Raw genomic sequence first — 26689 nt, 5'->3', positions numbered from 1 at the left:
TATGCCAAACACCACAAAGCAGGCTCTGGAGGAATCCCTGAAGCATATGCTGCTGAAAAAGCCCCTGGACAAGATTACCATCCGGGACATCACCGAGGACTGCGGCATCAGCCGCATGGCCTTCTACTACCACTTCCAGGACATCTACGACCTGGTGGAGTGGGCCTGCATCGAGGACGCGTCCAAGGCCCTCCAGGGGAAGAAGACCTACGAGACCTGGCAGGAGGGGCTTTTGCAGATCTTTGAGGCGGTGCTGGAAAACAAGCCCTTCATCCTCAACGCCTACCGCTGTATCAGCCGGGAGCAGATGGAGCGGTTCCTCTACCAGCTGACCTATGGCCTGATCCGGGGCGTGGTGGAAGAGCAGAGCCGGGGGACGGCCATCTCTGAGGAGGATAAGTCCTTTATTGCGGAATTTTACAAGTACAGTTTTGTAGGGGTTATGCTGGACTGGATTCGCCAAGGAATGACCGACGATCCCCAGGTGTTGACGGGAAAGATCAGCGCCGCCATGCGGGGCAGTATCGCCAACGCCATCCGAAATTTTTCGGAAACAGAATAAGAGCCGCTTTACAATCCGGGCCCGATGATTAGTTTTTGATCATCGGGCCCGGATTGTAAATAGAAGAAATGCTTTGCAGGGAGTAAAATCAAGCCATCAAAATGAATCCGGCCCGCAGAAGCGGCAGGATCGGAAAGGCGGTATCTGACATGGATAAGAAATTGGGAGCACTGACTGCAGCGGCGGCTGTAGCTGGAGCGGGCGCGGCGGTAGTCCTGGCAAAGAAGGGGGCGGGCGGCCAAAAGGCGGTGGAGAAGTCCGGGCCTGAAACCTGCGCTTCGGCCTCCTATCGGAATACGGAGCTGGGGAAACATGAGAAAAACCGCAAGGGCATCTATTATACCAACGGCAACTATGAGGCCTTTGCCCGGCCGGAGAAGCCGGAGGGCGTGGAGAACAAGAGCGCCTACATTGTGGGCAGCGGCCTGGCGGCCCTGGCGGCGGCCTGCTTCCTGGTGCGGGACGGGCAGATGCCCGGGGACCACATCCACATCCTGGAGGCCATGGACGTGGCCGGCGGTGCCTGCGACGGCATCTTCGACCCCAGCCGGGGCTATGTGATGCGGGGCGGCCGGGAGATGGAGGACCACTTCGAGTGCCTGTGGGACCTGTTCCGCTCCATCCCCTCTTTGGAGAAGCCGGGGGCCTCGGTGTTGGATGAGTTCTACTGGCTCAACAAGCACGACCCCAACTACTCCCTGTGCCGGGCAACGGTGGACCGGGGCCGGGACGCCCGCACCGACGGGAAGTTCAACCTGAGCCAGAAGGGCTGCATGGAGATCATGAAGCTCTTCATGACCCCGGACGAGGACCTGTACGACAAGACCATCGAGGACGTCTTTGACGACGAGGTGTTCTCCTCCACCTTCTGGCTGTACTGGCGGACCATGTTCGCCTTTGAGAACTGGCACAGCGCCCTGGAGATGAAGCTCTACTTCCAGCGCTTCATTCACCACATCGCAGGGCTCCCCGACTTCAGCGCCCTGAAGTTCACCCGATACAACCAGTACGAGTCCCTGATCCTGCCCATGCAGAAGTACCTGGAGGAGGCCGGGGTGGACTTCCGTTTCGGCACCGAGGTCACCAACGTGATCTTCGACATCCGGGACGGCAGAAAGACGGCCACCGCCATCGAGTGCCGGGTCAACGGCGCGGAGCAGGGCATTGTCCTCACGGAGAACGACCTGGTGTTTGTCACCAACGGCTCCTGCACCGAGGGGACCATCTACGGCGACCAGGACCACGCCCCCAACGGGGACGCGGAGGTGCGCACCAGCGGCTGCTGGAGCTTGTGGAAGAACATCGCCAAGCAGGATTCCGCCTTTGGACGGCCGGAGAAGTTCTGCTCCGACATCTCCAAGACCAACTGGGAGTCGGCCACCATCACCACTTTGGACGACAAGATCCTCCCCTATATCACCAACATCTGCAAGCGGGACCCCCGCACCGGGAAGGTGGTCACCGGCGGTATCGTCAGCTGTCAGGACTCCAAGTGGCTGCTGAGCTGGACCATCAACCGCCAGGGGCAGTTCAAGGAGCAGGAGCCGGAGAAGGTGTGCGTCTGGGTGTACGGCCTCTTTACCGACGTACCCGGCGACTATGTGAAAAAGCCCATGAAGGAGTGTACCGGAAAGGAGATCACCCAGGAGTGGCTCTACCACATCGGCGTGCCGGTGGAGCAGATCCCGGACCTGGCTGCCCACAGCGCCGTGTGCGTGCCCACCATGATGCCCTACATCACCGCCTTTTTCATGCCCCGGACCAGGGGAGACCGGCCCGATGTGATCCCCGACGGCTGCGTGAACTTCGCCTTCCTGGGCCAGTTCGCCGACACCCCCCGGGACACCGTGTTCACCACCGAGTACTCCGTGCGCACCGCCATGGAGGCCGTCTACGGCCTGCTGGGGGTGGACCGGGGGGTGCCCGAGGTGTGGGGCAGCGTGTACGACATCCGGGAGCTGCTGCACAGCACCGTCTGCCTGATGGACGGCAGGTCCCCGCTGGAGGTCTCGTTGCCCGGTCCTCTGGAGCTGCTGAAAAAGCCCCTGCTGAAGGCGGTCCGGGGGACCGTCATCGAAAAGGTCCTGCGGGATCAGGACGTGCTTCGGGACGGCATGTGACCGTTGGGTTCTGCCATTCTGCGTCCTGAAAACCGAGGAGACGACCGTTACCCAGAATACTTTCATCCCTAACCGGGGCCTCCTTCTCAAAGATTATCGCCCGTCATGAGATTGAAAACATTGATATAATGACAAATGAAAGAGGATCGTATCGAGTTATGATACGATCCTCCTCTATTTCAGATTCCCCACCCCCAGTATCCCCCGCATCATCTCATACCACTTGGCCGCTGTGTGCCTTGTCACCCCGGCGCCTCGGGCGATGGCCCGGAAGCTGGTCACGTCGGGGTGGAACTTCATGTACGTCCCAAATTGCAAACCTCCGCACAAATCACTTGCCACAGCGCGCAAGCAGTTGTATAATTTTCATTGAAAAGTAGTATGATAAATCTGTAAAGTTTTCAGTGAGGTGTGGCGCTATGGAGATCAAACGGGACCGCTATCTGAACAAGCTCATATCCTTCATGTGGGATGGACAAGTGAAGGTCATCACCGGCATCCGCCGCTGCGGAAAGTCCTACCTCCTCCGCAATCTGTTCCGCACTTATCTGCTGGGGGAGGGCGTTCCGGCAGATCACATTCTCTCCTTTGAGTTGGATCTGACCCGTGATATCCGGTATCGGAACCCGCTGGAGCTTGCAAATCGTGTCCGGGAGATCGTTGAAAATCAGAGGGAGCAATTCTATCTTTTCGTAGACGAGATCCAGATGTCGGACGAAGTGCCGAATCCCTATAACCCGGACGGGAAGAAGATCACCTTCTACGATACGCTCAACGATTTGAAGTCCCTGTCCAATCTGGACATCTATGTGACCGGAAGCAACTCCTGGATGCTCTCCTCAGATATCCTCACCGAGTTCCGGGGGCGCAGCGACGAGATCCGGGTGCATCCGCTCAGCTTTGCGGAGTATTACTCCGCTGTGGGCGGGGACAAGGAGGACGCATTTGAAAATTACGCCTTCTACGGCGGAATGCCGCTGATCTTGTCCCGCCCCACTGACGCGGCGAAAATGCAGTACCTGAGTTCGCTGTTCTCCGAAGTTTATTTGAAGGACATTGTGGAGCGCAAGAAGGTCAAACGGGAGGATGTGCTCTCGGATATTCTGGACCTGCTCTGCTCCTCAGTGGGATCACTGACCAACCCCACCAGGGTGACGGACACCATCAACTCCAAGCAGAAGCGGAGCGGCGAGAATACGGTTTCCCTCAACACTGTGAAAGCGTATATGGATCATTTGGCAGACGCATTCCTTTTTACTGAGTGCAAGCGCTGGGATGTCAAGGGGAAAAGCTATTTCGATTACCCCAACAAATATTACTGTGAGGACATCGGCCTGCGGAATACCCGCATCGGCTTCCGCCAGCAGGAGATGACCCACATCATGGAGAACATCCTTTTCAATGAGCTGATGGTGCGGGAGTGCGCAGTGGACATTGGGATCGTGTACAGCAATGAGCGAAACGCCAAAGGAAAACTGACCCCGGTAGCACGGGAGATCGACTTCATTGCTGCTTCCGGCGGAAAAAAGACTTATATCCAGTCCGCCTACGCTCTTGGGACGGAGGAACAGTCTGTCACGGAAAACAAACCGCTCTCCCTGACGGGGGACTCTTTTCCGAAGATCATCGTCCGGCACGACATCCGGAAACGTTGGTACGATGACAACGGCGTTCTGAATATTGGAGTCTTGGACTTCCTGCTGGACGATACATTGGTCTGAGCAGCGGATCATCTGGATCACAGGAAGAGGCTGGTATCAAAGTGTGATGCCAGCCTCTTCCACATTTTACGCCGCCCGCCCCAGCATCCCCCGCATCATCTCATACCATTTCGCCGCCGTGTGTCGGGTCACTCCGGCGCCTCTGGCGATGGCTCGGAAGCTGGTCACCTCCGGGTGGAATTTCATGTACGTCCAGATTTTCTTCTGGATCTTGGTGAGCTTATCCGGCGGAGTGATGCCCCGTGCTTGGTCCCGCAGGGCCTGCCGCTCTTTGTTCATCTGCTGGATCAGCACCCTTAGCTTTGCCTCGCACTCCTCCCGGGTGTGGGCGTAGACGCATTTGGAGTGCTTGGTGCCGTCCGGCCAGGTGGGGGAGTAGCGGCCCTCAAACAGGTGGTCGTTGATCTGTGTGATGCACCCGGTTCCGGGCTTCCGGGTCTTTCTCAGCACCGGCTGGAAGTCTGCGGCCGGGTTTTGCTCTGCCTGAACGGATTCCTCCCGCACCTCGTTGCCCAGCCCCCGGTCGATCTTGGCCGCCGCCTCGGTCTGCATATCCCCGGTGACGTGGGTGTAGATGTCCAGGGTAGTGGCCGCAGACACATGGCCCAGCATGGCGGAGAGGGTCTTCACATCCATGCCGTTTTCCAGGGATAATGTGGCAAAAGTATGCCGTAAATCATGAAATCTGATTCTCTTACACCCGGCCCGCTCCAGAATGATCTGGAGCCGCCGGCGCACCGCTCCCGGTGTCATGGGCATGTCCTCTTTGACCGGCGAGGGAAACATCCACCGGGAGTCCACCGTCTCCCGATACGCCCGCAGCACCTCCACCACGCCGGACGGCAGGACCAGCCTGCGGATGGAGGCGCGGGTCTTTGGAACGCTCACCTGGAGCCGCCCCTTCACCTCGTAGACCTGCTTGTTCACGGTCAGGGTCCCGGTCTTGAAGTCCAGGTCGTCCCACTGGAGGGCCAGCAGTTCGCCCCGCCGCAGGCCGGTACATAAGTCCAGAAGAAACAGTTCGAAATAACCGTCTGCCTGGGCCTGGATGAGGAACCGCTGGAGCTCCTCCCGGCCCAGCACCTGCATCTCCCGGCCCCGCTTGGGCGGCAGCTTGCAGCCCACCGCCGGGTTGGTGCGGATCAGATCCTCCTGCACGGCCTTCTCCAGAGCGGACCGGCAGGCGGCGTGGAGGCCGCGCACCATGGAGTCGGAGAGGCCCTTGCCGAACTGCTCTGTGCGGATGAGCCGCCCGCCCGTTTTCATCCGGGCATAGAACTGCTGGAGGTCCTTCTGGGCCAGCTGGTTCAGGGGGATCTTCCCCAGCTCCGGGATGATGTGCTGATAGATCTTCGCCTCGTAGTTAGCCTGGGTGGTGGGGCGGATCTGGGGCTTCACATAGTTCTGGTACCAGAAGTCCAGCCACTCTCCAAAGGGCATCTCCGACCGGACCTTCTCCGTCTTGGAGCCGGTCACCGTCTCCCGGAGCTGCTTCAGCTTCTCCTGGCACTCCCGTTTCGTCTTAGCCAGGACGTTCTTTGTTCTGGGCAGGCCCTTCTCGTCGTAGCCGATGACCACCCGGCCCTCCCAGCGGCCATCTTTCCGCTGGCGGACGGAGCCCTCGCCCTTTTTCCGCCGCTTAGCCATGGCGTGCACCTCCCTCCGGCCTGCCTCTCTGCCACGGTTTCAGGTCTTCCCCCAGGAGATCTTCCAGAAAGCCGCCCACGATGTGGCTGGCCTCCTGCTGCATGTCCGGCGTCACATGGGTGTAGGTGTCCAGGGTGAAGCTGGCGTTGGTGTGGCCCAGAATGCCGGACAGGGTCTTGGCGTCCACGCCGCTGGTGAGGGCATGGGTGGCAAAGGTATGCCTTAAATCGTGGAACCTGATCGCAGGCAGCCCCGCCTCTCTCAAAATTCGTTTCATCCAGTAGTAGGCGGCGCTGGGGCGCACCGGTTTCTCCGGAGCCAGAGGTTCCGGGAAGATCCACTGGCTGACGGTGTGCTGTTTCCGCTCCCGCAGACGCTGGACGGTGCTGGGCGGCAGGCGGATGGTCCGCCGGCCCTGGCTGGTCTTTGTCTCACCGATCTCCAGCTCTCCGGCCTTGGGGACATTCACGGACCGAAGAATCTTCAGCGTCCCGGCCTTCTCATCGAAGTCCTGCCACATGAGGCCGCAGATCTCGCCCCGGCGCAGGCCGGTGGTCAGCTCCGTGTAGAAGAAATCCCGCCAGATCTCGTTGCGCTCCACTGCAGCCAGAAATGTCTCCATCTGCTCCTTCGTGAGGATCTGCTTGGGACGATGGTTGGCCTTGGGCACCGCAGCTCCATCGGTGGGGTTCCGGGCGATCACATGGGCCGCCTCCGCGTCCTTCAGGCACCGGTGGAGCATGGCGTGGATGCGGAGCACCATGGTGTCCGACAGCTCATGCCCGTGTTCCGGGTGCTCGCGGACACGGCCCTCGTGTTTCAGTTTTCGGTACAGCTTCTGGATGTCCATGCGGGTCACCCGGGAGACGATTTTATCCCCCAGATAGGGCTTGATGTAGCACCGGATGAACTGCTCGTAGCTGCGCAGGGTGTTGGGCCGCAGGGTGGCCGCGCCGTAGTCCTCCATCCACCGGTCCAGCCACTCCCCCAGGGTCATGCGGCTGTCCTCGGTGAGCTCCACGTCCTGAAAGGCCTCCAGGTCCCGGTGGAGCTTGTCCAGCAGTTCCTTCTGGGTTTTGGCCAGGACATACCGGAAGATGGGCTCGCCGTTTTGCTTGTGGCCCACCACGATGCGGCCCTCCCAGCGGCCGTCCTCCCGCTTCCGTACCATGCCGTCGCCGGACGGCCTGCGTTTTGCCATAGGCTATCCCTCCTTGTTTGGGTCGAGCAGACTGCCGTCATCCTCGTCCAGGGCCTCCAGGATCATGCGCACTCCCAGCCGGAAACCCAGGATGAAGTTCTCCAGGGCCATGGTGCTGCCGATCTCATTCTCTGCGTTGATGAGCCGGAGCAGCAGCGCTTTTTCTTTGTCCTCCAGCAGGGCGGTGAGTTTCTCCTCGCACTCTGCTGACTGTTCCATAGCCTTTTTCAGGGCAGTCCCCGATTTGACGATCTGATCGTTGGGGGTGATATTTCCAAAGTATAGATTTTCCAGTGTGTCTCGCATGTGTGCCGCCTCCTTTGCCAGCAACACACAATACCCGAACTTTCTCCAAATAGCCACCCCCAACCGCAACTATTTTCAGAAAGTTATCATCTGCGGGCAGGATTTTATCTTTGTATTGCGGTCCAGATTTTGATATGCCTGCCATAGAAAAAACCGCCTGCATCTCTGCAGACGGTTCCGGTGACAAATCGTTTCTCCCTATGGAGAAGATTGTCTCTATTCGTTTGTTTCGTCGTCCTGCACATCTCCAAAGAGGATGCGAAGATAATCCCGGCGGCCGTAGAGCACACGATCCACATAGACATCGTTGTCAAGAACTCGGTAAAAAGTGAGGTAACTGCCGGTCACCAGGAAACGATAGTCACTCTCGACATCGGCAATCGAGGACAGGGACGCGCCAATCAGACTGTGCTCCCGCAATCTGCGGATGTCCTTTGTGATGTTCCGTACCGTGGAGATCGCTACGCTGGGATTTTCCAAATTCTTTGCGATATAGGACTTGATCCCGGCCAAATCAGCCTGCGCCTCGTCGGATAAATGCAGGTTATTCATCTGCGATTCCGAGATGTTCCTCTACGGCCTCCAGCGTCAACCAGCCCTTCTCTTCCCCGGACTTGCGGCCCTTGGCCAGCTCGTTCATCAGCCGGAGGGTGGCCTGTGTCCGCTCATAGTCCTGCATGTCCACGATGGCGTAGCGGCCCCGGCCATTCTTCGTCAGAAAAACCGGTGCGCCCACTGCCACGTCACGCAGGACCTCCGTGTAATTACGCAGATCGGAGATGGGTTTGATGTTCGGCATGGTATTCAGCCCCTTTCTTGCCCTTAGTATACCTCGATCTGCTGTAAAATTCAACGGCATTTTTTACTGCGGTTTCGTTGGTGATTGCTACCACCCCATGGTCATGCCGCCCATATCCTGCCGGGGAGCTTCCTCATGGTCATCCGGCTTGTGACCCATGGCGATCTTCTTTTTCTGGATTTTCCGCCGCAGCTTTCGGTCCACCCGCTGTCCCACCGGGGCGGCGGGCGGCACCGAGTTGTCACGAAAGATCTGACTCAGATGGTGGAGCAGCCGGGTGGCCGCCAGGAACACATTGGGCCTGCCCGCCTGGTCGAAGTGTTCCAGAAAGAAGTCGGCGTACTCATTTCCCTGTTCCGCCGATTCATAGAAATACGCCCAGGCCCGCTCCCGGTCCTGTTTGACATCCTGTCCGGTGAGGTACAGCTTTCCCAGAGCGTACTGGGCGTACTGGTTGCCCTGTTCGGCGGAGAACGTCAGGTAGTCTACCGCTTTGGGCACGTCTTTCGGGACATCTTTTCCTTCCAGATACAGTTTTCCCAGGCGGTAGGCGGCGCAGGAGTTCCCCTGCGCCGCCGCTTTTCCATACCAGGATACCGCCTCATCCGTTCTCTTTTGGCTTTGCAGGAACTTTCCCAGTGCGTACTGAGCAAAGTCATATCCCGCGTCCGCCGCCCGCCGGAACCACAGTTCCGCCTGCTCATCATCGGGGAGAACGCCCCGCCCGTCCCGCCAGCACTTGCCCAGCTGATAGGCGGCCAGGGTGAAACCTCTCTGCCAGAGCTGCTCCAGCACCCGCACCTGCTCCGCTTTTTCCTCCTCTGGATTTTCGTACTCCTCCAGCACTTCCTTGGCACTCTGGTAGATTTCGGCCATCTGCCAGTCGGAGTCCCAGGCGAAGTACACCGCATCCTGGTCCTCATCCACTTCGTCTCTCATGCGGGCATCCTCAAAGGTAAACGTACCCAGCCGGAGCCGCTCCGCCTCCCGGATGACCATGTTCTTGATGGCTTTGAACTCCTTCTGTTGGGAGAGGGGCAGGTGCTCTCTGGGGGAGTCTTTATAGTAACGCTCCAGTTCGTCCCGGAGCCGGTTCCACTGTTCGTAGCACTCTGCCACCTCCGGGACCTTGGCCAGTTCATCCACGATGGCGTCCACCTGCGCCTTTGCCGGTTTTTTCAGGTAGCCGTAGACCTTTTTGCCCTTGTGGTCCTCCAGCATCCCGGCCAGCGTCTCCATCTGCTCCATGATGATAGGGCTGTGACACAGACCTGTCTCCATCTCCCGGATGAGCCGCCCCATGGCCTCCGTTGCCGCGTCCCGCACTTGGCTGTAGGATAGATCTTTCTTCTGGTAGAGAGACAGCAGCTCGTCCCGGAAGATCTCATTGGACAGCTGGGAGCGCATCTTTTCGATGCCCTTTTCTGTGAGATACCCCTGCTTGGGGTCTGCCGACCAGACCATCATGTGGATGTGTGGGTGGTGTTTTTCATCGTGGAAGGCGGCACACCAACGAAAACTGCTTGGCGGAATTCTCATCGCTGTCGCCAATTCTGTTTGATGAGCCAGCAATAATCTGCGCCAACTCTCACTGTTCTCGTAGCCCAGCCTGTGGGCATCCTCCCGCTTCAAAGAGTAGACGAAGGTCCACACCGGCCCGGTATGCCCGTTGATCTCCTCCATGGTTTTCTCCAGATCGGCGGGACCGTCAGCGGAGAACAGGCCGTGGGAGCGAGGGCGCTGGGCCATATACTCCAGGTAGCCGCCGCCGTCGTGGGAGGGGGATGGAGCCTCGATCAGCTCCACACCCTCCCGGGTGGCGATGTACTCGGCATAGTGTCCGCCGCCGTTTCCCGGCTTGATGTAGCCTGACTTCTGGATCAGTCCCGGCATTACTCAGCCCCCTTTTGGTAACGAACCGTGTCTTCGAAGCTGATCTCACCGTTGGTCTCCTTGACCTCTTTGACACAGCGGACGCGAGCTTTCCGCAGCTCATCCGGGTCGATCTCTATGTCGGCAGCCAGGATATTCCCCATGAGGTTTTGATCTACCGACAGCTTGAACAGCAGGTGTCCCATCCGGTTTCCCAGGGCCCCCAGCTTGCCCTCCAGCACATCGGCCAGGACCCGGGGCAGGTAAGCATCGGCAGATTCCGTATCCAGGTAGCCGGAGTAGAACCGAATGGCCTTTGCGATAAATTCGTTTCTTTTCGCACAGTTGTCCTTCTGGTAGTGTGACTCCACCTGATCCCACACATCGTCATCTATCCAAACGGTGTGTCTGTGTCTATTTTCATCCATTGTCAAATCCCTCCAAACTCTATCGTAGCGTCAGCGAGTATCCCTCAACGGCGGGGATATTCGCCGGTTTTTCCGAAAATAGCGTCAATCGCAGTTTTGGCGACCCGGAAAAGCGTCAGCCCCCGTCCCCGGAAACCGCCCGCACTGCGGGCGGAAGTGACTGCCCAGGCGCCATAAAAGCGCCAAGGCTTTCTCCTGCTTTTCCTTTCGTCCTCCGTAAATCAGTTACGGGGCGGCAAATTCCCCGGATAGGCCCCCTCCACAGCGGTGGAACAACGGGCCAAATCCGCCCCGAAACCGCCGGGAGGGGCAGGGTCTCTGTCCCTCCCGAAATCGAGGCACACAGCGGCTCACAGGCCGTTACACGGGGAGAGCTGCTTGCTGCAGGGAACGGCGTACTGCGGCAGAAAAATCCGGCAGTATTCCTCCGGTCCGGACACCAGATGCCGGCGCATCATCTCGCCGCACTGAAACATCTGGAACACCGTATTTCGATAGCAGGCCGTTATCTCTTCACGGCACTCCTTCGCAAATATTCTTTGTTCATCTGTCAGGTTTCCACGGCTCTCATCGCAGAGGAACAGGGCTACCGCATCTTCGTCGGTAGACTCCTCATGCGTACTGTTCCACCGGTTGACGATGTACCGCCGCATGTCTATGGTGCGCCGTGCTGACAGAGACGGGTTCTGCTCAATCACGCAGTCGATCATCTGCATCAGCATCCGGATGCACACTCCTTTCTCTTCAGCGCCGCCATGCGCTGTTCCGCTCTCTGCCGTTCCAGTGCCAGGTCAGCCGCGTGGAGCTGCCGCTCATAGAACTGTTCGATGGACATCTGGATGGGCAGGATGTAGTAACGCAGACAGCCGTTGAGGGTGCGGCCGTCCCGGGTGGTGACGGTGGTGCGCTCCGTCCGGACCAGGCCACGATCCTCCAGCTCGGCCACATACTTGCGTACTGTGTTGACGCTCATCCCCACCGCCTCTCCGATGGTCCGGTAGCTGGCCACGCACTGGTAGGTCTTTCGGTCCTCCCGATGGAGGAGAAATCCGTAGACTGCGATCGCCCCGGCAGACAGTCCCAGGGAGAAGATCTCGTTGGGGAGGGGGAAGTAGTTCTTGATAGGGTCCCGCTTGGGCCAGTGCTGTTTTCTCATTTCGCACCTCCCGACTGTCCCTCCGCCCACCGGATGAACCTCTCTTTCGGGACCACTATGCGGCTCCCCACACGCAGCGTGGGGAAGCCGGGTTCGTTGAGCAGCTCGTAGGCGGTGGAGATGGACACGCCCAGTACCTGCGCTACCATCTTGGCGTTGAGGAACAGGGGCAGGTCGTCGTAGGATTTGTAGACAGACAGTTTCAATGCTCAGTACCTCCGGTGTTTCAAATTCAGAGAAAAAATTCTTGCGTTTCGGAGGTCTCTCTGTTAAACTGGGACACAGATCAGGCTGTGTTTTCCGAAACGCGGCAGGCCGCTGAACTGTTGCAGCAGTTCAGCGGTTTTTTTACAGGGTCTGTCTTTTTCTTTTCTGGGTTTCAGGGTTTGGCCATGCACCATACCGGTTCCTGCCCTGCGGCCTTGTTTGACCAACACAGCGTTTTCTTCCCCTTGGTACGCTCAATTGTCGGTGCTCTGCGACAATGTCCTGGCGCTGCTTCCCCGGAGAGTATCGTCTCTGGTGATGGGTATTCATTTTTCAAGGTGCCGTTCCGAATGTTGGGGACCAATTCCCCGTTGACAATCGGATTTGCGGGTGTTAGACTATTGTAAGATTATTTTGACAGTTCCCCGTGAGAGTATTGTAGCATGTGAACCTACCCCCTTGTCAAGACTATTTTATAAATTTTTTACGATTGTCTATTTTGGAGGGCGCCGACATGTGGTATGCCAAGATGTACTTCTCTGAGAAAAAAGAGGTTTTCCAATTCGATAGCCACGGGATCCAGGGCGTACCCTCGACCTATCGGGAGCTCCCGTTCCTGGAGAGCCTGCTGTCTTTTCTGGAGACCGACTGTAAGGAGATGGAGCCCCTGCTGCGGCGGGCTTATGAGGACTGGTCCCTTCTGATCGACCGGGATGATAAAGAGGCTGGGGTCCGTACCTTGATGGACCTGGGTGACCTTGGGAGCCGGCACATCTACCTGAATCTTCTGTATGTGCGCTGGTTTGAGCGGTTTGGACGCATGGGGATCACCCAGGACCGGGGGAGCAGGGAGGATCAGCAGATGCTGGAGGAGCTGCAGGGCATCCCGGAACAGCTCCCGCTTTATCAGCAGCAGGTACAGCGTTTCTTTGATCTCGTTCTGGATGTGGACAAGGCGGGGCGGGATCCCCAGCAGCAGGCATCGGCACACTATCTCTACGATGCCCCCAAGGACCCGTCTCTGTTCTCCTTCCGGCCCATCCCCCTCAGCTTTGAGCCGGTGGAACCGGGCCGGTGCTCGCCGGTCCTGTATCCCCTCCACATTCCGGACATGATCGACTACTCCCTGCGCAGCTGCGTGGAGCGCGGGATCACTGTCCGGCGGTGCAAGAACTGCGGACGGTGGTTCCCCCAGACCGGCCGGGTCAGCGCGGAGTACTGCGAGCGCCCGGTGGCCTCCGGCCAGCAGACCTGCCGGGAGGCCGGGGCCTTCCAGCAGTGGACCAAGAAACAGTCTGACGATCCGGTGTTCAAGGCCTACCGCAAGGAGTACAAGAAACGCTTTGCCTGGATCAAGGCCGGCCGTATCACCGACGAGCAGTTCTACGCCTGGAGCGAACAGGCCAGAGAGATGAAAAAGAAATGCGACCGGGAGGTCATCACCCTGGAGGAGTTCCAGGATTGGCTGAAGAACGCAAAGGTGCCGCTCTGATAGCGGCCTGTTTCAAAACGGAGAAAGGGACTGGCCGGAGGCCAGTCCCTTGTATTCTTTGACTCGGCGATGCAGTTTTTGATGGGGTCATATGTGCTTAGACTCTCTATTTCCGAGTCTATGACTCCGTCTCATAGGGCCAGGTGCTGATGCCGCCGAATTCGTAGATGTTGGTGTAGCCCAGTTCTGCCAGAGCAGAGGATGCCGTCTTGCTGCGGTTCCCACTGCGGCAGTAGACCAGAACGGTGGAATCCTTTTCGGGGATCACCTCGGTGGCGGTGTCTTCGTCGATGCTTCCCACTGGCAACAACACTGCGCCGGGGATGTGGCCGCTGTCGTACTCGTCCTGCTCCCGCACATCCAGGATGATGACTTCCTGGGTGTCCATCATCTCTTTGGCCTCCTCCTGGGTGATCTGCTGGTAGCCATCCGCAGAGTTTCCACTGCACCCAGTCAACAGCAGAAGAGATAAGAGTATAGGCAGGATTCGTTTCATCTGAGTTTCTCCAGAAGTCCGGCGGCAAAGGTTCTGTGCCCCTGCTCTGTGAAGTGTACGCCATCATAGGCCAGGGGGGATGTCCCATTTTGCAATCTCTTCCAGCAATATAGCAACAACTATGCATCTGACAAGAGCCCCTGCGTACACATCAACCAACGGCCCTTTGCAGAGGTATTCGGAATTATGTCCAAGTCTTTTCATCAAGGAAACCTCTTGTTGATTGTTCTTTCCAGGCATCAGGCAGTCCCGAACTCTTTATGATGTAGCTCCTGTTACCCCTGTGATGAAGAATTAACCGTTGAGACTTCCTATCGCATTGAGCGCACTTGCAAGATCCTTTTTTGCGCGGCGAATTTTCCCGCTATAATGAAGTGATTCGCTAAGAATTGCACGACAATCATCATCACTCATTGCGGCCATTATTTCCAGACGAATACGCGCACGAGATGTGCCGACATAATATAGCAAGACATTCTGAGCATCAAATGTTTCCTTTTCAACATCGATTAAAATGACAACATCGGCCTCTAATCCTTTAAACTTCCTGCAGGTTGTAAACTGGTATTTATTTCTGTACTTGCCGTTCTTAATATAGTTGCTCAAAATACTGGATGTCTCTGTTTTCCATGTCAGTATGACAATATCTTTAAATCCGTCATTACTCAGCTCATTAATCGTAGAATCAATTTTACCCTTTTCGTCTTCCTGACTTTCGCAAAAATGAATTCGTGCAGGAGTCCCTTTAACGGCTCCGTCAAAAAGTTTTGGCTTTCGTTCTGTAATTGGTCTTAGGGAAGTTAGAGCAATGTTCTCAGTATTCCTGCAATTCCGATAGAGGGTAAGGCGGCAGTCCAAATTTTCAATAAATTTCGGCATTGATCGAGCTTGAACCAACTGAAGCCTATCATAAAATACATAAAATGTGCCGCCCGTATCGTTGTCTACAATTATGTCATGAATCAAAGAAATAATGTCTGTCTCTTCAATAATGTCAGCACCAAAATCTTGGCCTTCATCAATAATCACATGTTTGAAAGGAAAATTTCCGGAAATATAATAATCTTCCAGTTTACTTTTAGCCTTATCAAAATCAGGCGTAACAGAATTGCAAAGTCTGCATACGAACCCTGCAATAGTATAATAAGCTACCAGCTTATTAGGATAATTTTCTTCTAAGTAGTCTTTAAGTTTGCTGTTGAAGCACAAAAACAAGACGGTTTCTCCTTCAGCAGCATGACGACTTGCTTTTTCAACCGCAATCATTGTTTTACCGGTTCCTGCTGCTCCGTTCACGGCAGCCGTTAACTGTTCATCAAGAAAATCCAGTATCCCTGCTTGTTCACGCAACAGCCTGTGAAAGACAATTTTTTTTAAATCGGCATCAAAAGAAGCAGACGGAAATACATTAAACTGTGGACAGAAAATTTCCCGAATCAGCCGTTTACTCTCAAGTTCACTGAGCGATGTTTCCACCCTGCTTGACAGTTCCAGCGCAAAAATTCTGTTCAAGTACACCTCGGGATTTTGCAGTGCTTCTTTCGTCAATACCAATTCTTTTGCTGCCTCAGGCGGCAAAGTCATCGATCTCAGTTTATCATCACTGATTGACGGGAACCAGACTCCATGAAAAAATTTACACTTTTCCAGGATATTTGACAAGTTGCTGTCTGAAATGTACCGCATCAATCTATACTTGTTTGAGCTGGCTTGATTGAAGGGTCCTCCGTTATGCATTGGTATCCCGCTGCCGTATAACCAAATCCCGTTCTCATAGCGAACCTGGCCAGCTTTTGCCTCCAAGCAAATGACGCCTTTATTCCGATTAAAAATCACAAAGTCAGTTTCATTTTCGGAAAATCTGTTATTTCTGACATCAGCAATCCTGAAAGAATGAAATACATAGTATTCATCCGGGAGCAATTCAAGTGCCTCAAACATTAGTCCTTCTTGACTTGCAGGATCGAAGGTGCGTGGGCGTTCTGGAATCATTACTGCCATCTTTATTTCTCCTTGAGGACAGCTAAAAGCGCATCGGCAGAGGCATCATTATCCAGTGTGAAAAAGCACTTAATATTTGTACCCTTTGCCACAACATAGCACTCTTCATTGTCAATTGTGAAAAAAGCAACTCCCGAATCTTTCCAATACAGATCACATTTATACTGCTCTTGATTCCCTTCCAGCAGGAAAACACAGTCTTGATACGGTTTTTCTTTAGCAGAAAACTCGTCAGCCCTTTTTTCAAGTTCGGACAATAATCCGAGTTCTGTTTCGTCATCTGACCAAACCTTAATACTTTTCCAAATGTCCGAATAGGGTACATCTCTTAAATCAACGCCAGCATCAACAAAATATATTTTTCTCTTTTTATCGCTTGAAGTATTTTGGACCGGTTTCTCTGATTCGTTATTGTTCCAAGACGTACCGTTATATAGTTGAGCCGAATAAAAACCCATTTCGCGGTTCTCATAGGTACCTACAATTGTTCCGCGATCAAGAAAAACATTGAACTCTTCACAACTCGTCTCTGGTATCAGCGAGCAGGAGTAGCACGAGGACAGATTAAGAGAATCTCGTCCTTGTCCCAAACTTAAACTGCAAACAGGATCATTTGAGCAAGTCATTGCAGACTCAACTGCCTTTTTAAAAATCCCCGGGAAAATATCAGAACGGCCTTGTCTGACTAATCCGCCCATCGTTCCTTCTGCATCGCCGCTGGCTGTGTAAATAAGAATTCCTGCCATCTGTTTTCCGTCTTTTTCTTCACTACAGTATAGCCGTTCCTTCAATGAAGCAATGCTGTAGCCGCATTCAAAGCTCAATTGTTTAATCAACAAGTGGGAAATAGTATGGAGTAACAAAAATTTCGCAGTAATCCGTCTCGGTCTGGAAGAACCAATAAAAGATTTTTGGTAATTTTCATTGAGGACTTCTACTCTGCTATTGATATCAGGGAACCGGTCAACCCAAGCCTCAATGTCGCCGTTCGAAAATTCGACAAAGATGCCCTCTCCCCGAACTTCATATGCAGGGTACCAGTTTGTTTCTTTCTCTTTTACCGAAACAATGTGTTCAGATTCGTCACTGCTGCTGTCTGCCTCAACTGGCTTAAGACGGGAAAAGCCGGTCAATGCCTGAACTTCGCGTACTTTATGTATTAACGAAATGCTTCTAACATGTGGGATTGCGTAATCATCGATATTTGTACCTTCACGCAAAAAATCCCCATAGTCATCAGCAGGTAAAGATACTTCACCGCTGAGTGCCTCATATTCCTCAGCACGGTATTTTACGCTGAATGTAGAATAGTCCTCTTCATTTTCAGAATCTATCCATCTGCGTTCCAATATCGGCCTGACCTTATCTGCGGCTATGCCAATTTCCAATGCTATTTCATTCAAATATTGTTCGATGCGCTCCTTTACCATGGCTGGCAAATACTCTTTCGGAATAACTTTGCTCTTTTTGCAGTCTGAAATTGCGTCTTTGCATTTCGAGAACGCAATGCTGTTCTCTACTTTCTTTGTAATCATGCTGGAATACGGAGGAATAACCAGAGAACTTGCCGTAATCGGGAAATAGACGGACGAGCTGCCTCGCTGTAATACTCTCGGATACTTGCCGCATTTTTCCCGAACATGCTTCCAGGGATGACGACCAGTGCATCTAAAATTATACTTCCCCTGATATTTAGCGTCCAACTCCTGCAAAATATCTTTATCAAATGCGCCTTTCAGTGTCGCTCTTGCATGACAAGCCTCACATGATACCGTCAAGCCTTCAAGACCTTCTGTAGACGATGCACTTGTTTTGAAGGTAAGAGAAGGATGCGGACATACTTCTTTCGGTCCACCGATCATATTTCTGCAGTGGACCCACTGAACCCACGGGAAATCATCAATGTGTCCGCACTCACAGGCTACCACGATACGGGTAACGACAAGATCTTGTCTGCAGGTGGGGCATTGTAAAAACTTTACCATATCGGGGTCAGAATTTAATTGCTTTTGCTTTGCCCGCCTCTTATATTCTTTAACCCAATCTGTTATAGGTTGAAATTTTCTGCATTTGGGGCAAAAGTACCACTCTGGGAATCTGGCATATGAAATGCCGTCTCTGCCGTTAGGATCATCCTGTCCTGCTGGCAATCCCAAATAATCCACATGAAGCACCTTTTCCAGCCGCTCATCATGAATTTGGATTACCTGCTCCTTCCAATATTCTGGTGCGGCAGTCATCAATGTTTGGTTCGGAAAGTCCACCATTGCACCGACTCCGTATTGAAGGACCGCCTGAGAAGCGCGCACGGAATGCGTGTACCTGTTTAAAAGTACTTTTTTGGCGACATCCAGTTCCATTCTGCTACTCCTCCTTCCAGATCAACACATTTCCAGCGACTGTTGAATCGACATTTCTCATAGATGTCATGGTGTCAAAGGCTGGATCTTTTCGACTCGTGTTGAAAGGTTTAAGTAATCTGCCTTCTCCGTCATCCAGAGACCTCATCAGGAACTTTTCCCCATAAAAGAAATGGTCCTCGTCATAATTTTCTGCCAACTTTTCCCATGCTTCAAAGATGAAATCTATCTCAAGGGCCATTGCATCTGCTTCATCCTGCATATCGGGATTCAATCTGAAGGAAATGTCTTTTGCTCGGTCAATAATATAGGCTTTCAATTCGGAGACTCTGTTTTTAAATTTATCTCGTGTAAACTTTGCGGCACCTTTGTCTGCGCTCAAATCAATTTCCAAATTCCTCATCATGGATATCAGAACAGCATGCAACGCCCTGTCTCTGGCAGGTTTTGAAAAAGGTGTAGCACCGGTCGGTTCAACATATCTGTAAAAGGAATCATGGTACGCCTTAAATTGCTCATAATGGGAACGATCACGGCTTTTTGAACCGTCATACGTGGCAAAAGCAATCCCTGGATAAGATCGACCTACACGGCTTGATGCCTGAATGTATTCACTCGTGAGTTTTGGTTGTCCTACCAACAGCATTACATTTAATCGTGCAACATCAATCCCCACCGATATCATGTTGGTCGCAAGCAGTACATTAGAAGCGTAACGTTTATTCTCGATGTTTTCCTTGGAATAACACACTTTTTCCAGCTTGTCCAGTGTTTCATTCAACTGGGTCGTATTAACACGACTTGTGAGTTCATCGGCTCTGGCAATTTTGCGGGCATCTTTAGCGGTACCCAACCGATAAGCCGTTCTCTTAATAAAGTCTTTGACATCATCGTCTACGAGCGTAGAACACTTACCCAGATCTTTTAGGCTGTTAAAGTATACAGTAAGCGTCCAAAACTTGTCCCTCACTTCATCCGGTAAATCCATGGTATTAATCTTTTGCATAAGAGCAGCAATGGACCTTACCTCCATCATCGCCTTTGTTTTTCCTGACGGCATTAATCCAATATACTTACGGCCATAAATATTTTGGCCGTAATCTATAACAGATTCCCGTGCGAAAAACGAATCTTCCGCATCGAGTCCTGGATGCGGGAACTGGTTTACCTCCCGATCATAAAGAGCAGAGCACTGTTCCTTAGCCCTCCTGATTGTTGCTGTTGACGCTACGATTTTAGGCCTGGTCCCGTTTTTTCTGCACAAAGCATCAATAGCAGATTCATATAAGCCAACCATGGTGCCAAGCGGCCCCGAAATCAGGTGTAATTCATCTTGAATAATCAACTCTGGCGCTCGATTTTCTGTACCTGTTGCAAAAAAAGCTCCGATGTCCTTCTTCCAGGGCATCATGGCAAACTTATCTACGGTCCCGAAGAGAAGAGTAGGCGGATTGGCGTACAGTTCTTCATCAACTATCTGCACTGGTAATTTGCCTTGCTGATTAAAAAAGCAACTTTCTTGGGGGCAGAAAAGCTCAAAGTGGCGGTTATTACGCATACGGTATCCAAACATCCCGATGGTTCTTGCGCCGATTCTGTCCTTGACAAGCTTAGTACCACACCAAGGGCATTTTAATACCTGAAATTTATTATGTTGTTCTTTGGCATATTGGATACTTTGAGGCTGAGCTTCTTGCAATTTTTCTAAATGCTTTTTGGCATCTGAATCGGTATTGGGGGTATGCTCTCGACCAATCCAGAGTCCAATGTTTATTTCTGAAGTGCCAAGCGGATACCGTCCGTATCGAGGGCGCTTGGAAGTGGCGTCATTCCGAATATATTCGCAAGCGCATATCAATGTTGCTGCTCTGGTAAACTGCTGTGCTGCCAAAAGCCTGAGTGTGTATCGCATTATCACGGTTGTTCCGTCGGATTGTGACAGATGCGCAAGTCTCCTGTAAAAAATCGTAAATGCAGTCAATCCCAGATATGCCTCTGTTTTACCGCCGCCTGTAGGGAACCAAATAAGATCAACGATATCTCTTTGCGGATTTTGGTCATCTACGATTGAAGGAATGCTCAAAAGTAAAAAGGCAATCTGAAACAATCTCCAGTTGTGTTTATTCCTCCCGGTAAACTGACCGTCGGCATCGGAATAATTCAAAGCATCCAATATTTGTGAAAGATCTTCATCGCCTGGATACCGGTCAATATTTGAGGTTTTACTTTGAATATCCAAATGGATCCTCTGCATAAGCATAGCTCTATTGGCCAGCGAAAAAGCATCCCATGCCACACTGTTCTCTTTTAGTATTCTTAAGCCCTCTTCCATCCTCGCTTTGGCAGAAAGGCACCCGTTGATATTCATTTCTGCAGGAGCGTGGTACCGTGTTTCGAGCAAGTTCATGCGAGTCTTTAATGATTCTATCCAGTTACCATAGGCACGGATGACGGTAGAAAGGCTGTCAATCTTAGTTTTTTTCTCAGTTTTATCAAGATCGGATAGGAAGTACATTGATAATGCGCTTATATCAATCTCTGAATCTTTCGGGATCCCGAAATCCATTGACGGGACTTCAACTTCGGGGAAGAAATCATTGAATATGATTCCTCTTCCGTTCTCGTCTATTTCCCAATTTACCGAAGTTCCCAGGCCAGTTCCATACACTTTTTTATTTCTGTACTGAAGTTCCAGAGACTGCTCTTCACTATCCAGCATATCAAAATCTGCCATTTGAGCGTATTCGCAAAAGTTAAAATCGTTGTCTTCCGTACAAATTCTGATAACCGGCTGAAACAGGCAACGAGTCCCGTTAGACTTTTCGTCATCGTCATTTACGAGCATTACAGTGATTGAATACAGGTTGTCTTTGATTTTTCGTTTTAATGCGGTTATCTTTGCGCATGTTTCATCGAGCCTCTTATTATTATCGACATAGTCTCCATCTGAAAAATCTACCGTCACAGTCATGGCATGAGGAATACGAACATATCCGCCTTTCAACTGATCACACAGTTTATACATGGCTGAAAAAATACCGTATTCTTCCCCGTCAATAAAATCTTTTTCACGTAACTGTGAAACGGCTTTCCTGTTTAATCCAGTCAAAAGTTTTAGAGTGCCTTCTTCCTTGTCATAAAATATATATGATGACAATTGGCTCGGCACGCAATATGTTTCTGGAGAATCCGGAGAAAAAGGAATTCTGCAATCTGGCAACTTGGCCTGTCTATAGGTTGCAAACTCAATTTGGCAGGTAAGTCTCAGAACATCCCGGGAAACCAGGAAAGTATATCCCATAGATGACGGCATGTTCTGAGCCGCCAAACTGATTTCTTCATCCAGGTTATCTTCTTCAGCAGGTAATGTCGGATCCGTGTCTTTTGTATGCTCCTCACGGTCCCCATCCGAATGCAAATCGGGCTCAAGTTCTTCTTCATCCGAAGACGGCTCGACTTTTGCCGAATCATCATTATCGGCATTCAGCTTATTGTTCCTGGGAAACAGAATGCCGATTGAATACCTGACATCAGGAGAGTTCGTTACCAGTTCATGTTCTTTATCAGGTATAGAAATCTCAGAGCCAGGGCCGAGCAGTTCACTCTTTATCAAAGATATGTAATTTTCCCTTGCCTCCAAATATTCATGGATCGTACTCATCTGGTATTCTCCTTCTCAGTCAACACTAATCGGCCGATTTATTGTATTCAAAGGAACAGTATCATTCACAAAAGTTATAGTCTCAATTTGGAGAACTACGGCTGCATTCCCAACCCGCTCAGAGACCGCACGCATAATCGGATCAGAATTATCATTTTCTCCCGTGATTTCTCCTAAAATAGCTTGGCCTATTGCTTTGAGTATTTTCCGACGTACTTTGTATATTACTCCGCCAGCTGCATAGCAGCTTTCTGCATTGTCAAACAAGTCTTCATCTCCGGCAATCAAAGCAATTTGCTGTATTGAATCCAGCTTTCGCGGTCGAACAGTGTGTGCGTCGTCATCGAGCCAGGTGCGAATAGTTGCTTCCTGTACAGATACACCATTTTCTATCATAGTATCTGCCAAAGTCTTTGCACTGCATCCCGCATGCTTAAGATACTTGGTAAGGACAGATTTCCACCATCCTGCTTTATAATAAGCATCTTCCACCTCGGCAGAAACAAGTTTATTCTTCATCATGTCACTCAGCAGATTTTCAACTATATCGCGGGTTGTTGAGTTGCTTCTTGTAAATACAATAATGTCTCCATCCGACAGATTTGTAACATCAACTTCTTTGACAGAACGCTCGGCATCATCCAGGACATATGCCTTATAATTTTTTGTGAAAAAGGCGACTTCGTCCGTATCAAATTTCGCCACTGCCACAATGTCTGCAACGCTTTTATGCGCACCCGGAGAATAACTGTTATTATGAACTGTATTGAGGTATGTCGCTCCGATATAATTCGTAAGGTCAGCATCAATTGCCTCTACCTCATCAACCTCGCTTTCTTCTGGGTCAAGCAACTGCTCCTCATATTCATCTTCTATGTAAATTGTGGAACGCTGATTAAAAAGATGCTCTGTTTGCACCGACTTACGAATCCGACTTTTGAATTGATACTTCTCAAAGTCATAAAGCAAAGCGAAAACACATTGTGCAGACTGACACCGCAACGCATCGAATCTTGCACCGGTTACATTTCCCGAAACAATTATTATATCATATAAGGAATCCCCGTTGAACCTGTTTGCTGTTACAAGAGTAATATCACAGGAGTTTTCTCGGGCAATATCATCCATTGAAGATTTAACAACGGTAGCATAATAGGCTTTAGGAAGCACAATCGCAATCGATTTCCCGAAATTCTGAGATATAATTTCTCGCATTGTGTCTTCTTTTGCAGAATGATCCACCAAAAGTAAGTATGCTGTTTCCAGAGTCTCTATTACAGTCATTGCAGCCTCGTGTAGGTATTCCGGAAAACTGTTTGCACAATCTTCTATTTTTGCGAGTCGTGCCTCTGGTTTTTCCACAGTGTCAATTTCTCTTGAATCTATAAAGCTTTCCAAGGTTTTCATCGAAAATAATGCCGTCTTAAAGAGATTCATGAGAGAAAACGCCTGCATGACAAAACTGTCCTTAGAATCGGATTCATAATCGGATTCTTTTATAAAAAACATTGCACGTTTGAATTTTCGGTATTCCTCCCAGCTTAAATAGCTCGGAAGTTCTTTTGTAATAACCTCGTGATCTATAATTGCATTAACCTGTGCACTTAGTTGATTCGTATAGTCGTTCTTGACTTTCACATCCAGGCTGTTGGAGAGGAGAAAATCTTTTGTGCATGCAAACAGCGATGCATTCTCATAAGAAGACACCAGTTTCTCAGAAAAATCAGAATTAATATGCATGCAAAGGTAAACATATTGAATTGATTGCCGTTCAACAAGTTCGGGAATTTCCGAATTTCCGAGTCTGATTATACTGTCTCCAGATACAATTAACCCAACATTCTTATTGCCGCCGCGCTTTAATAGCAATTCACGTGCCTTAGAAACTTTGCCGGTAATTTTCAAAACAGGTTCTGATTTGGCTGGATTCCCGCCATAAGGGTATTCTTCGTTTTCCGTAAAATAGGACACCGGAACAAGCTCCGTTAACCGGACCTCCTCGTTACCGAAGCGAAAAGACAGTCCGTTAACCAAAGTATTGGCAGTATCTCTTGCCATAATGACTACCGTTGATGTATCAGAGATTCTGATTATTTCTTCTTCGCCTAAGCCAAGGACAGACTTCAAAAATCTGTATCTGTTGCCGCTGTCACGACGAAGGCCTCTCCCGTCCATTGACGATGCATTTCCCCAGTACGGAACAATGCGATTCCAGCAAGCACTTGGAAGAAGCAATCTGCCGCTATTCCCTTGTGTCAGCCAAACATATGTACCTGTTTCGTTTCGGGGAGGTTCGTCCGGCGAATCAACGAACCCTTTGAATGTATACCGCTGGGCCTTTGAATTGCTTTTATTGCTGTTATAATATAAAACAACATCACCAGGGATAAGTTGTGAGATGATATCGTTTGCATTTGTTTGGTTATACAAAAGATTCGATACTGCGGCACACGCCAGTATAATGGCATCAAAGCAGACTGACCCCGTGTGTAGTACAATGCTCACATTGTGCTTCTCTTTTTCTATCGTTGACAAAATAAAATCAGAGAAAGTCGCAAGTAGCAACTCCTGTGAAATAACATTACCATCGATGCAAACATCACAGGATTTTATAATTTTGTTCATTGCCTCACGGATCGGCTCCACTTCTTTGTGCACCCCTTTCAGTGACTGAAAGACAGCAAATCTCTAAAGAAATATGTGCCGTTTACATTGTGGCGGATACAATCGATGCAGGCCAATTGGGAAATAATCTGTGAAGCCCTGGCAGGAGTAACTTCCAAATACCGAGCCAACTCTTTCACCCTGAACTCCCTCTGCCCGAAATGATACACAATATCAAAATAAGTATTTATCGTTTTATCTCTGAGTGATGATGACAGCTTCTCATAAATGGCACTGCAAAGAAGAAATTCATTCCCATACATACTGAAAATTCTCTTCTCAGTCCTGGAAAAATCATCGTACATTAAATTACAGCATTCCTGAATATATCTGGCAAACTCTTCGACAACCGGAATGGTTACGGAATTCCCAAGTTGCTTAAAGCGTTGTACATTTGGTACCTCATCAGGAAAAGAGAATCTATCCGTACCGTCCTCATTCAAAAAAGCATAGCCGACAAAGCCCTGCAGTCTTCCCCACTCAGATGGTGTCATTGTCCGTATTGACTTCTCATTTATGGGAGAATACTTTCCCTGGACCATAGTTCCGGCGTATTTTTTCCCGTTCTCCGGATCAAAAATCAAGTTACGCTCACGTCCAGATCCGCCGGTTGCAAGTAACGTGTTTGCAATCGGATGTTCAATTTCGGGAGAATTTATAATGCGATAGCCGAAACCATATCCCTTCTTCTTTTGCCTTTCAATATGATTTTCAAGCGTTTGTAAATAACCTTTTGAAAGAAAAAATCTCGGACTGATTTCTCCTTTGTCTAAAATATCATTGAGGTCATGAAATATCGGCCCTTTACTTCTGCGAACAGGTGTTTCAAGTGGGATTTTTTCGAGATGGCGACCAAAATAAGCTCGGCTGAAAGCAACAATATACACCCTTGGCCTGTTTTGAGGTATTCCGAAGTCTTTTGAATTTCGAATGAAGGACGATCTCTTATAGATCGGCTTACCATCGCTGTCATGAAATACCCCAACAACATGGTAATCAAGTTGACGGTCAAGAGTATCAACTATTGTTTTAAACGTAGCCTGATTATCATGAGAAAGAAGATTCTGGACATTCTCTAAAAAAACAACTTTCGGGCGTGTCATTTTTACAATCTTAGCGATGTCAAAGAAGATAGTTCCCTTCGTTTTGTCTTCAAAACCTTGTTGCAATCCGACACTGCTAAAAGCCTGACAAGGGAATCCCGCTAAGAGCACATCGTATCGCAGAGTCTGCAAATAATGCTTATAATCGTCACTTGTAATATCATGACGGGGAGATTCTCCAAACAAATGCTCATATGTTTTGCATGCCATTTCATCTATTTCTGCTGAAGCAACATTTGTATAATCTCCCGCTAATTCAAACCCGCGCCGTATTCCTCCTATCCCGGCACATAAATCTATTGTTTTTAACTTCATCAGTTTCTCTCCTTGAGAGCAGCAACGATTAAGTCCGCACAGGCCTTCACATCTTTTTTAATTTGTTGTCCCCAAAAGCGGAGTACGATCCATCCGTCAGCCGCTAATGCATCATTAACCTCTTTGTCTCTTGCGATATTTTTTTCTATTTTAGGTATCCAAAAATCACGGTTACTTTTGATGTCTGATTTCTTGTGTTCCCAATCAAAACCGTGCCAAAACTCACTATCACAAAATACAGCTACCTTTTTCTTGATAAAGGCGATATCAGGTTTCCCTATAATGCTTTTCACATTTTTTCTGTATCTGATACCCCTTGACCACAGTTCTTTTCGCAGTAAAAGTTCAATAGCTGTATCTTTTGACTTGACTGCCTGCATATTCTTATGGCGTTGCTCTGCTGTATGCGTATCCATATAGCCCACATCACCTTAAATACATAAATATTACACCTGACTTATTGTATCGATTTTACACCATAATGAGGAAAATATCAATCCGCGTCCAGTTTATCAAGCACCCAATAACCACAATATGGTTCAAGAGTGAGTGAGGGTCGCATTGTCTGAACCAGCCCA

22 protein-coding genes are annotated in these 26689 nt (G+C 50.6%); 4 read left to right on the top strand and 18 right to left on the bottom strand.

Annotation, left to right across the window (positions count from 1 at the left end; genetic code table 11):
* Position 1 precedes the first annotated feature (1 nt).
* Both H9X91_RS05910 and H9X91_RS05905 read left to right on the top strand, forming a co-directional pair.
* Entirely contained in the window at positions 2-562 is a 561-nt protein-coding gene (locus H9X91_RS05910; protein ID WP_195560467.1) for a TetR/AcrR family transcriptional regulator, read from the top strand.
* Between the two features lie 149 nt (positions 563-711).
* Positions 712-2682, top strand: coding sequence for an oleate hydratase (locus tag H9X91_RS05905; RefSeq protein WP_204803513.1), 1971 nt, complete (start codon positions 712-714; stop codon positions 2680-2682).
* 174 nt (positions 2683-2856) lie between these two features.
* Here H9X91_RS05905 and H9X91_RS05900 read toward each other — a convergent pair whose 3' ends face one another.
* Positions 2857-3000: a hypothetical protein gene (locus H9X91_RS05900; protein ID WP_172724577.1), complete on the bottom strand. Its 144-nt coding sequence runs from the start codon at positions 2998-3000 to the stop codon at positions 2857-2859.
* A gap of 101 nt (positions 3001-3101) precedes the next feature.
* Here H9X91_RS05900 and H9X91_RS05895 point away from each other — a divergent pair, with 101 nt between their 5' ends.
* Positions 3102-4403 carry an ATP-binding protein gene (locus tag H9X91_RS05895; protein ID WP_204803512.1) on the top strand — a complete coding sequence of 434 codons (1302 nt, stop codon included), beginning with the start codon at positions 3102-3104 and terminating at the stop codon, positions 4401-4403.
* Between the two features lie 66 nt (positions 4404-4469).
* On the opposite strand, the gene H9X91_RS05890 is transcribed toward H9X91_RS05895, so the two are convergent.
* The 10 genes from H9X91_RS05890 to H9X91_RS05845 form a co-directional block, all read right to left on the bottom strand.
* Positions 4470-6050, bottom strand: coding sequence for a tyrosine-type recombinase/integrase (locus H9X91_RS05890; protein ID WP_204803510.1), 1581 nt, complete (start codon positions 6048-6050; stop codon positions 4470-4472).
* Positions 6043-7251: a tyrosine-type recombinase/integrase gene (locus H9X91_RS05885; protein ID WP_204803508.1), complete on the bottom strand. Its 1209-nt coding sequence runs from the start codon at positions 7249-7251 to the stop codon at positions 6043-6045. Before H9X91_RS05885 ends, H9X91_RS05890 begins: the two co-directional genes overlap by 8 nt.
* Positions 7252-7254: 3 nt before the next feature.
* On the bottom strand, positions 7255-7557 hold the full coding sequence (locus H9X91_RS05880; protein ID WP_009260453.1) for a DUF6809 family protein: 303 nt from the start codon (positions 7555-7557) through the stop codon (positions 7255-7257).
* Positions 7558-7773: 216 nt separating this feature from the next.
* Entirely contained in the window at positions 7774-8109 is a 336-nt protein-coding gene (locus H9X91_RS05875; protein ID WP_204803505.1) for a type II toxin-antitoxin system RelE/ParE family toxin, read from the bottom strand.
* Positions 8102-8356: a type II toxin-antitoxin system prevent-host-death family antitoxin gene (locus tag H9X91_RS05870; protein WP_195560455.1), complete on the bottom strand. Its 255-nt coding sequence runs from the start codon at positions 8354-8356 to the stop codon at positions 8102-8104. Before H9X91_RS05870 ends, H9X91_RS05875 begins: the two co-directional genes overlap by 8 nt.
* 87 nt (positions 8357-8443) lie before the next feature.
* Positions 8444-10249, bottom strand: coding sequence for a MobP3 family relaxase (gene mobP3, locus H9X91_RS05865; RefSeq protein WP_204803502.1), 1806 nt, complete (start codon positions 10247-10249; stop codon positions 8444-8446).
* A complete protein-coding gene (locus H9X91_RS05860; protein ID WP_204803500.1) occupies positions 10249-10656 on the bottom strand; it encodes a hypothetical protein in 408 nt (135 codons plus the stop codon). The genes mobP3 and H9X91_RS05860 overlap by 1 nt, the downstream gene beginning before the upstream one ends.
* Before the next feature lie 350 nt (positions 10657-11006).
* Positions 11007-11378, bottom strand: coding sequence for a hypothetical protein (locus tag H9X91_RS05855; RefSeq protein ID WP_204803498.1), 372 nt, complete (start codon positions 11376-11378; stop codon positions 11007-11009).
* A complete protein-coding gene (locus H9X91_RS05850) occupies positions 11372-11812 on the bottom strand; it encodes a helix-turn-helix domain-containing protein (RefSeq protein ID WP_204803495.1) in 441 nt (146 codons plus the stop codon). The genes H9X91_RS05855 and H9X91_RS05850 overlap by 7 nt, the downstream gene beginning before the upstream one ends.
* Positions 11809-12018 carry a helix-turn-helix domain-containing protein gene (locus H9X91_RS05845; RefSeq protein ID WP_204803493.1) on the bottom strand — a complete coding sequence of 70 codons (210 nt, stop codon included), beginning with the start codon at positions 12016-12018 and terminating at the stop codon, positions 11809-11811. Before H9X91_RS05845 ends, H9X91_RS05850 begins: the two co-directional genes overlap by 4 nt.
* Before the next feature lie 515 nt (positions 12019-12533).
* Between H9X91_RS05845 and H9X91_RS05840 the strand changes: the two genes are divergently transcribed.
* Positions 12534-13511, top strand: a complete 978-nt coding sequence (locus H9X91_RS05840) for a DUF6076 domain-containing protein (RefSeq protein WP_204803490.1) — start codon at positions 12534-12536, stop codon at positions 13509-13511.
* 118 nt (positions 13512-13629) lie between these two features.
* Here the strand turns inward: H9X91_RS05840 and H9X91_RS05835 are convergent, their stop codons facing one another.
* The 7 genes from H9X91_RS05835 to H9X91_RS05805 all read right to left on the bottom strand — a co-directional run bounded on the left by H9X91_RS05835 (position 13630) and on the right by H9X91_RS05805 (position 26527).
* Positions 13630-14007, bottom strand: coding sequence for a rhodanese-like domain-containing protein (locus H9X91_RS05835; RefSeq protein WP_204803487.1), 378 nt, complete (start codon positions 14005-14007; stop codon positions 13630-13632).
* Between the two features lie 294 nt (positions 14008-14301).
* Positions 14302-16008 (bottom strand): nuclease-related domain-containing DEAD/DEAH box helicase, encoded by a 1707-nt coding sequence (locus H9X91_RS05830; RefSeq protein ID WP_204803485.1) that lies wholly within the window; start codon positions 16006-16008, stop codon positions 14302-14304.
* A 2-nt stretch (positions 16009-16010) separates the two neighbouring features.
* Positions 16011-18368 carry a DUF1998 domain-containing protein gene (drmB, locus tag H9X91_RS05825; protein WP_204803482.1) on the bottom strand — a complete coding sequence of 786 codons (2358 nt, stop codon included), beginning with the start codon at positions 18366-18368 and terminating at the stop codon, positions 16011-16013.
* A 4-nt stretch (positions 18369-18372) separates the two neighbouring features.
* Positions 18373-22029, bottom strand: a complete 3657-nt coding sequence (locus H9X91_RS05820; RefSeq protein ID WP_204803480.1) for a helicase-related protein — start codon at positions 22027-22029, stop codon at positions 18373-18375.
* 15 nt (positions 22030-22044) lie between these two features.
* Positions 22045-24675: a DrmE family protein gene (locus tag H9X91_RS05815; protein ID WP_204803478.1), complete on the bottom strand. Its 2631-nt coding sequence runs from the start codon at positions 24673-24675 to the stop codon at positions 22045-22047.
* Positions 24676-24692: 17 nt separating this feature from the next.
* Entirely contained in the window at positions 24693-26111 is a 1419-nt protein-coding gene (gene dcm / locus H9X91_RS05810) for a DNA (cytosine-5-)-methyltransferase (RefSeq protein ID WP_204803475.1), read from the bottom strand.
* A complete protein-coding gene (locus H9X91_RS05805) occupies positions 26111-26527 on the bottom strand; it encodes a very short patch repair endonuclease (protein WP_204803473.1) in 417 nt (138 codons plus the stop codon). Before H9X91_RS05805 ends, dcm begins: the two co-directional genes overlap by 1 nt.
* Positions 26528-26689 lie beyond the last annotated feature (162 nt).

Origin of the sequence: Oscillibacter valericigenes (assembly GCF_016902445.1) — a bacterium.
In the GTDB taxonomy this organism is placed as follows: Bacteria; Bacillota; Clostridia; order Oscillospirales; family Oscillospiraceae; genus Oscillibacter; species Oscillibacter avistercoris.
This window is presented reverse-complemented; position numbering and strand designations above follow the sequence as displayed.

What these genes read in the sequence shown, in the direction of transcription:
- H9X91_RS05910 (WP_195560467.1), top strand. Translation starts at nt 2, where the DNA reads ATGCCAAACACCACAAAGCAGGCTCTGGAGGAATCCCTGAAGCATATG.
- H9X91_RS05905 (WP_204803513.1), top strand. Translation starts at nt 712, where the DNA reads ATGGATAAGAAATTGGGAGCACTGACTGCAGCGGCGGCTGTAGCTGGA.
- H9X91_RS05895 (WP_204803512.1), top strand. Translation starts at nt 3,102, where the DNA reads ATGGAGATCAAACGGGACCGCTATCTGAACAAGCTCATATCCTTCATG.
- H9X91_RS05890 (WP_204803510.1), bottom strand. Translation starts at nt 6,050, where the DNA reads ATGGCTAAGCGGCGGAAAAAGGGCGAGGGCTCCGTCCGCCAGCGGAAA.
- H9X91_RS05885 (WP_204803508.1), bottom strand. Translation starts at nt 7,251, where the DNA reads ATGGCAAAACGCAGGCCGTCCGGCGACGGCATGGTACGGAAGCGGGAG.
- H9X91_RS05880 (WP_009260453.1), bottom strand. Translation starts at nt 7,557, where the DNA reads ATGCGAGACACACTGGAAAATCTATACTTTGGAAATATCACCCCCAAC.
- H9X91_RS05875 (WP_204803505.1), bottom strand. Translation starts at nt 8,109, where the DNA reads ATGAATAACCTGCATTTATCCGACGAGGCGCAGGCTGATTTGGCCGGG.
- H9X91_RS05870 (WP_195560455.1), bottom strand. Translation starts at nt 8,356, where the DNA reads ATGCCGAACATCAAACCCATCTCCGATCTGCGTAATTACACGGAGGTC.
- mobP3 (WP_204803502.1), bottom strand. Translation starts at nt 10,249, where the DNA reads ATGCCGGGACTGATCCAGAAGTCAGGCTACATCAAGCCGGGAAACGGC.
- H9X91_RS05860 (WP_204803500.1), bottom strand. Translation starts at nt 10,656, where the DNA reads ATGGATGAAAATAGACACAGACACACCGTTTGGATAGATGACGATGTG.
- H9X91_RS05855 (WP_204803498.1), bottom strand. Translation starts at nt 11,378, where the DNA reads ATGCTGATGCAGATGATCGACTGCGTGATTGAGCAGAACCCGTCTCTG.
- H9X91_RS05850 (WP_204803495.1), bottom strand. Translation starts at nt 11,812, where the DNA reads ATGAGAAAACAGCACTGGCCCAAGCGGGACCCTATCAAGAACTACTTC.
- H9X91_RS05840 (WP_204803490.1), top strand. Translation starts at nt 12,534, where the DNA reads ATGTGGTATGCCAAGATGTACTTCTCTGAGAAAAAAGAGGTTTTCCAA.
- H9X91_RS05835 (WP_204803487.1), bottom strand. Translation starts at nt 14,007, where the DNA reads ATGAAACGAATCCTGCCTATACTCTTATCTCTTCTGCTGTTGACTGGG.
- H9X91_RS05830 (WP_204803485.1), bottom strand. Translation starts at nt 16,008, where the DNA reads ATGGCAGTAATGATTCCAGAACGCCCACGCACCTTCGATCCTGCAAGT.
- drmB (WP_204803482.1), bottom strand. Translation starts at nt 18,368, where the DNA reads ATGGAACTGGATGTCGCCAAAAAAGTACTTTTAAACAGGTACACGCAT.
- H9X91_RS05820 (WP_204803480.1), bottom strand. Translation starts at nt 22,029, where the DNA reads ATGAGTACGATCCATGAATATTTGGAGGCAAGGGAAAATTACATATCT.
- dcm (WP_204803475.1), bottom strand. Translation starts at nt 26,111, where the DNA reads ATGAAGTTAAAAACAATAGATTTATGTGCCGGGATAGGAGGAATACGG.
- H9X91_RS05805 (WP_204803473.1), bottom strand. Translation starts at nt 26,527, where the DNA reads ATGGATACGCATACAGCAGAGCAACGCCATAAGAATATGCAGGCAGTC.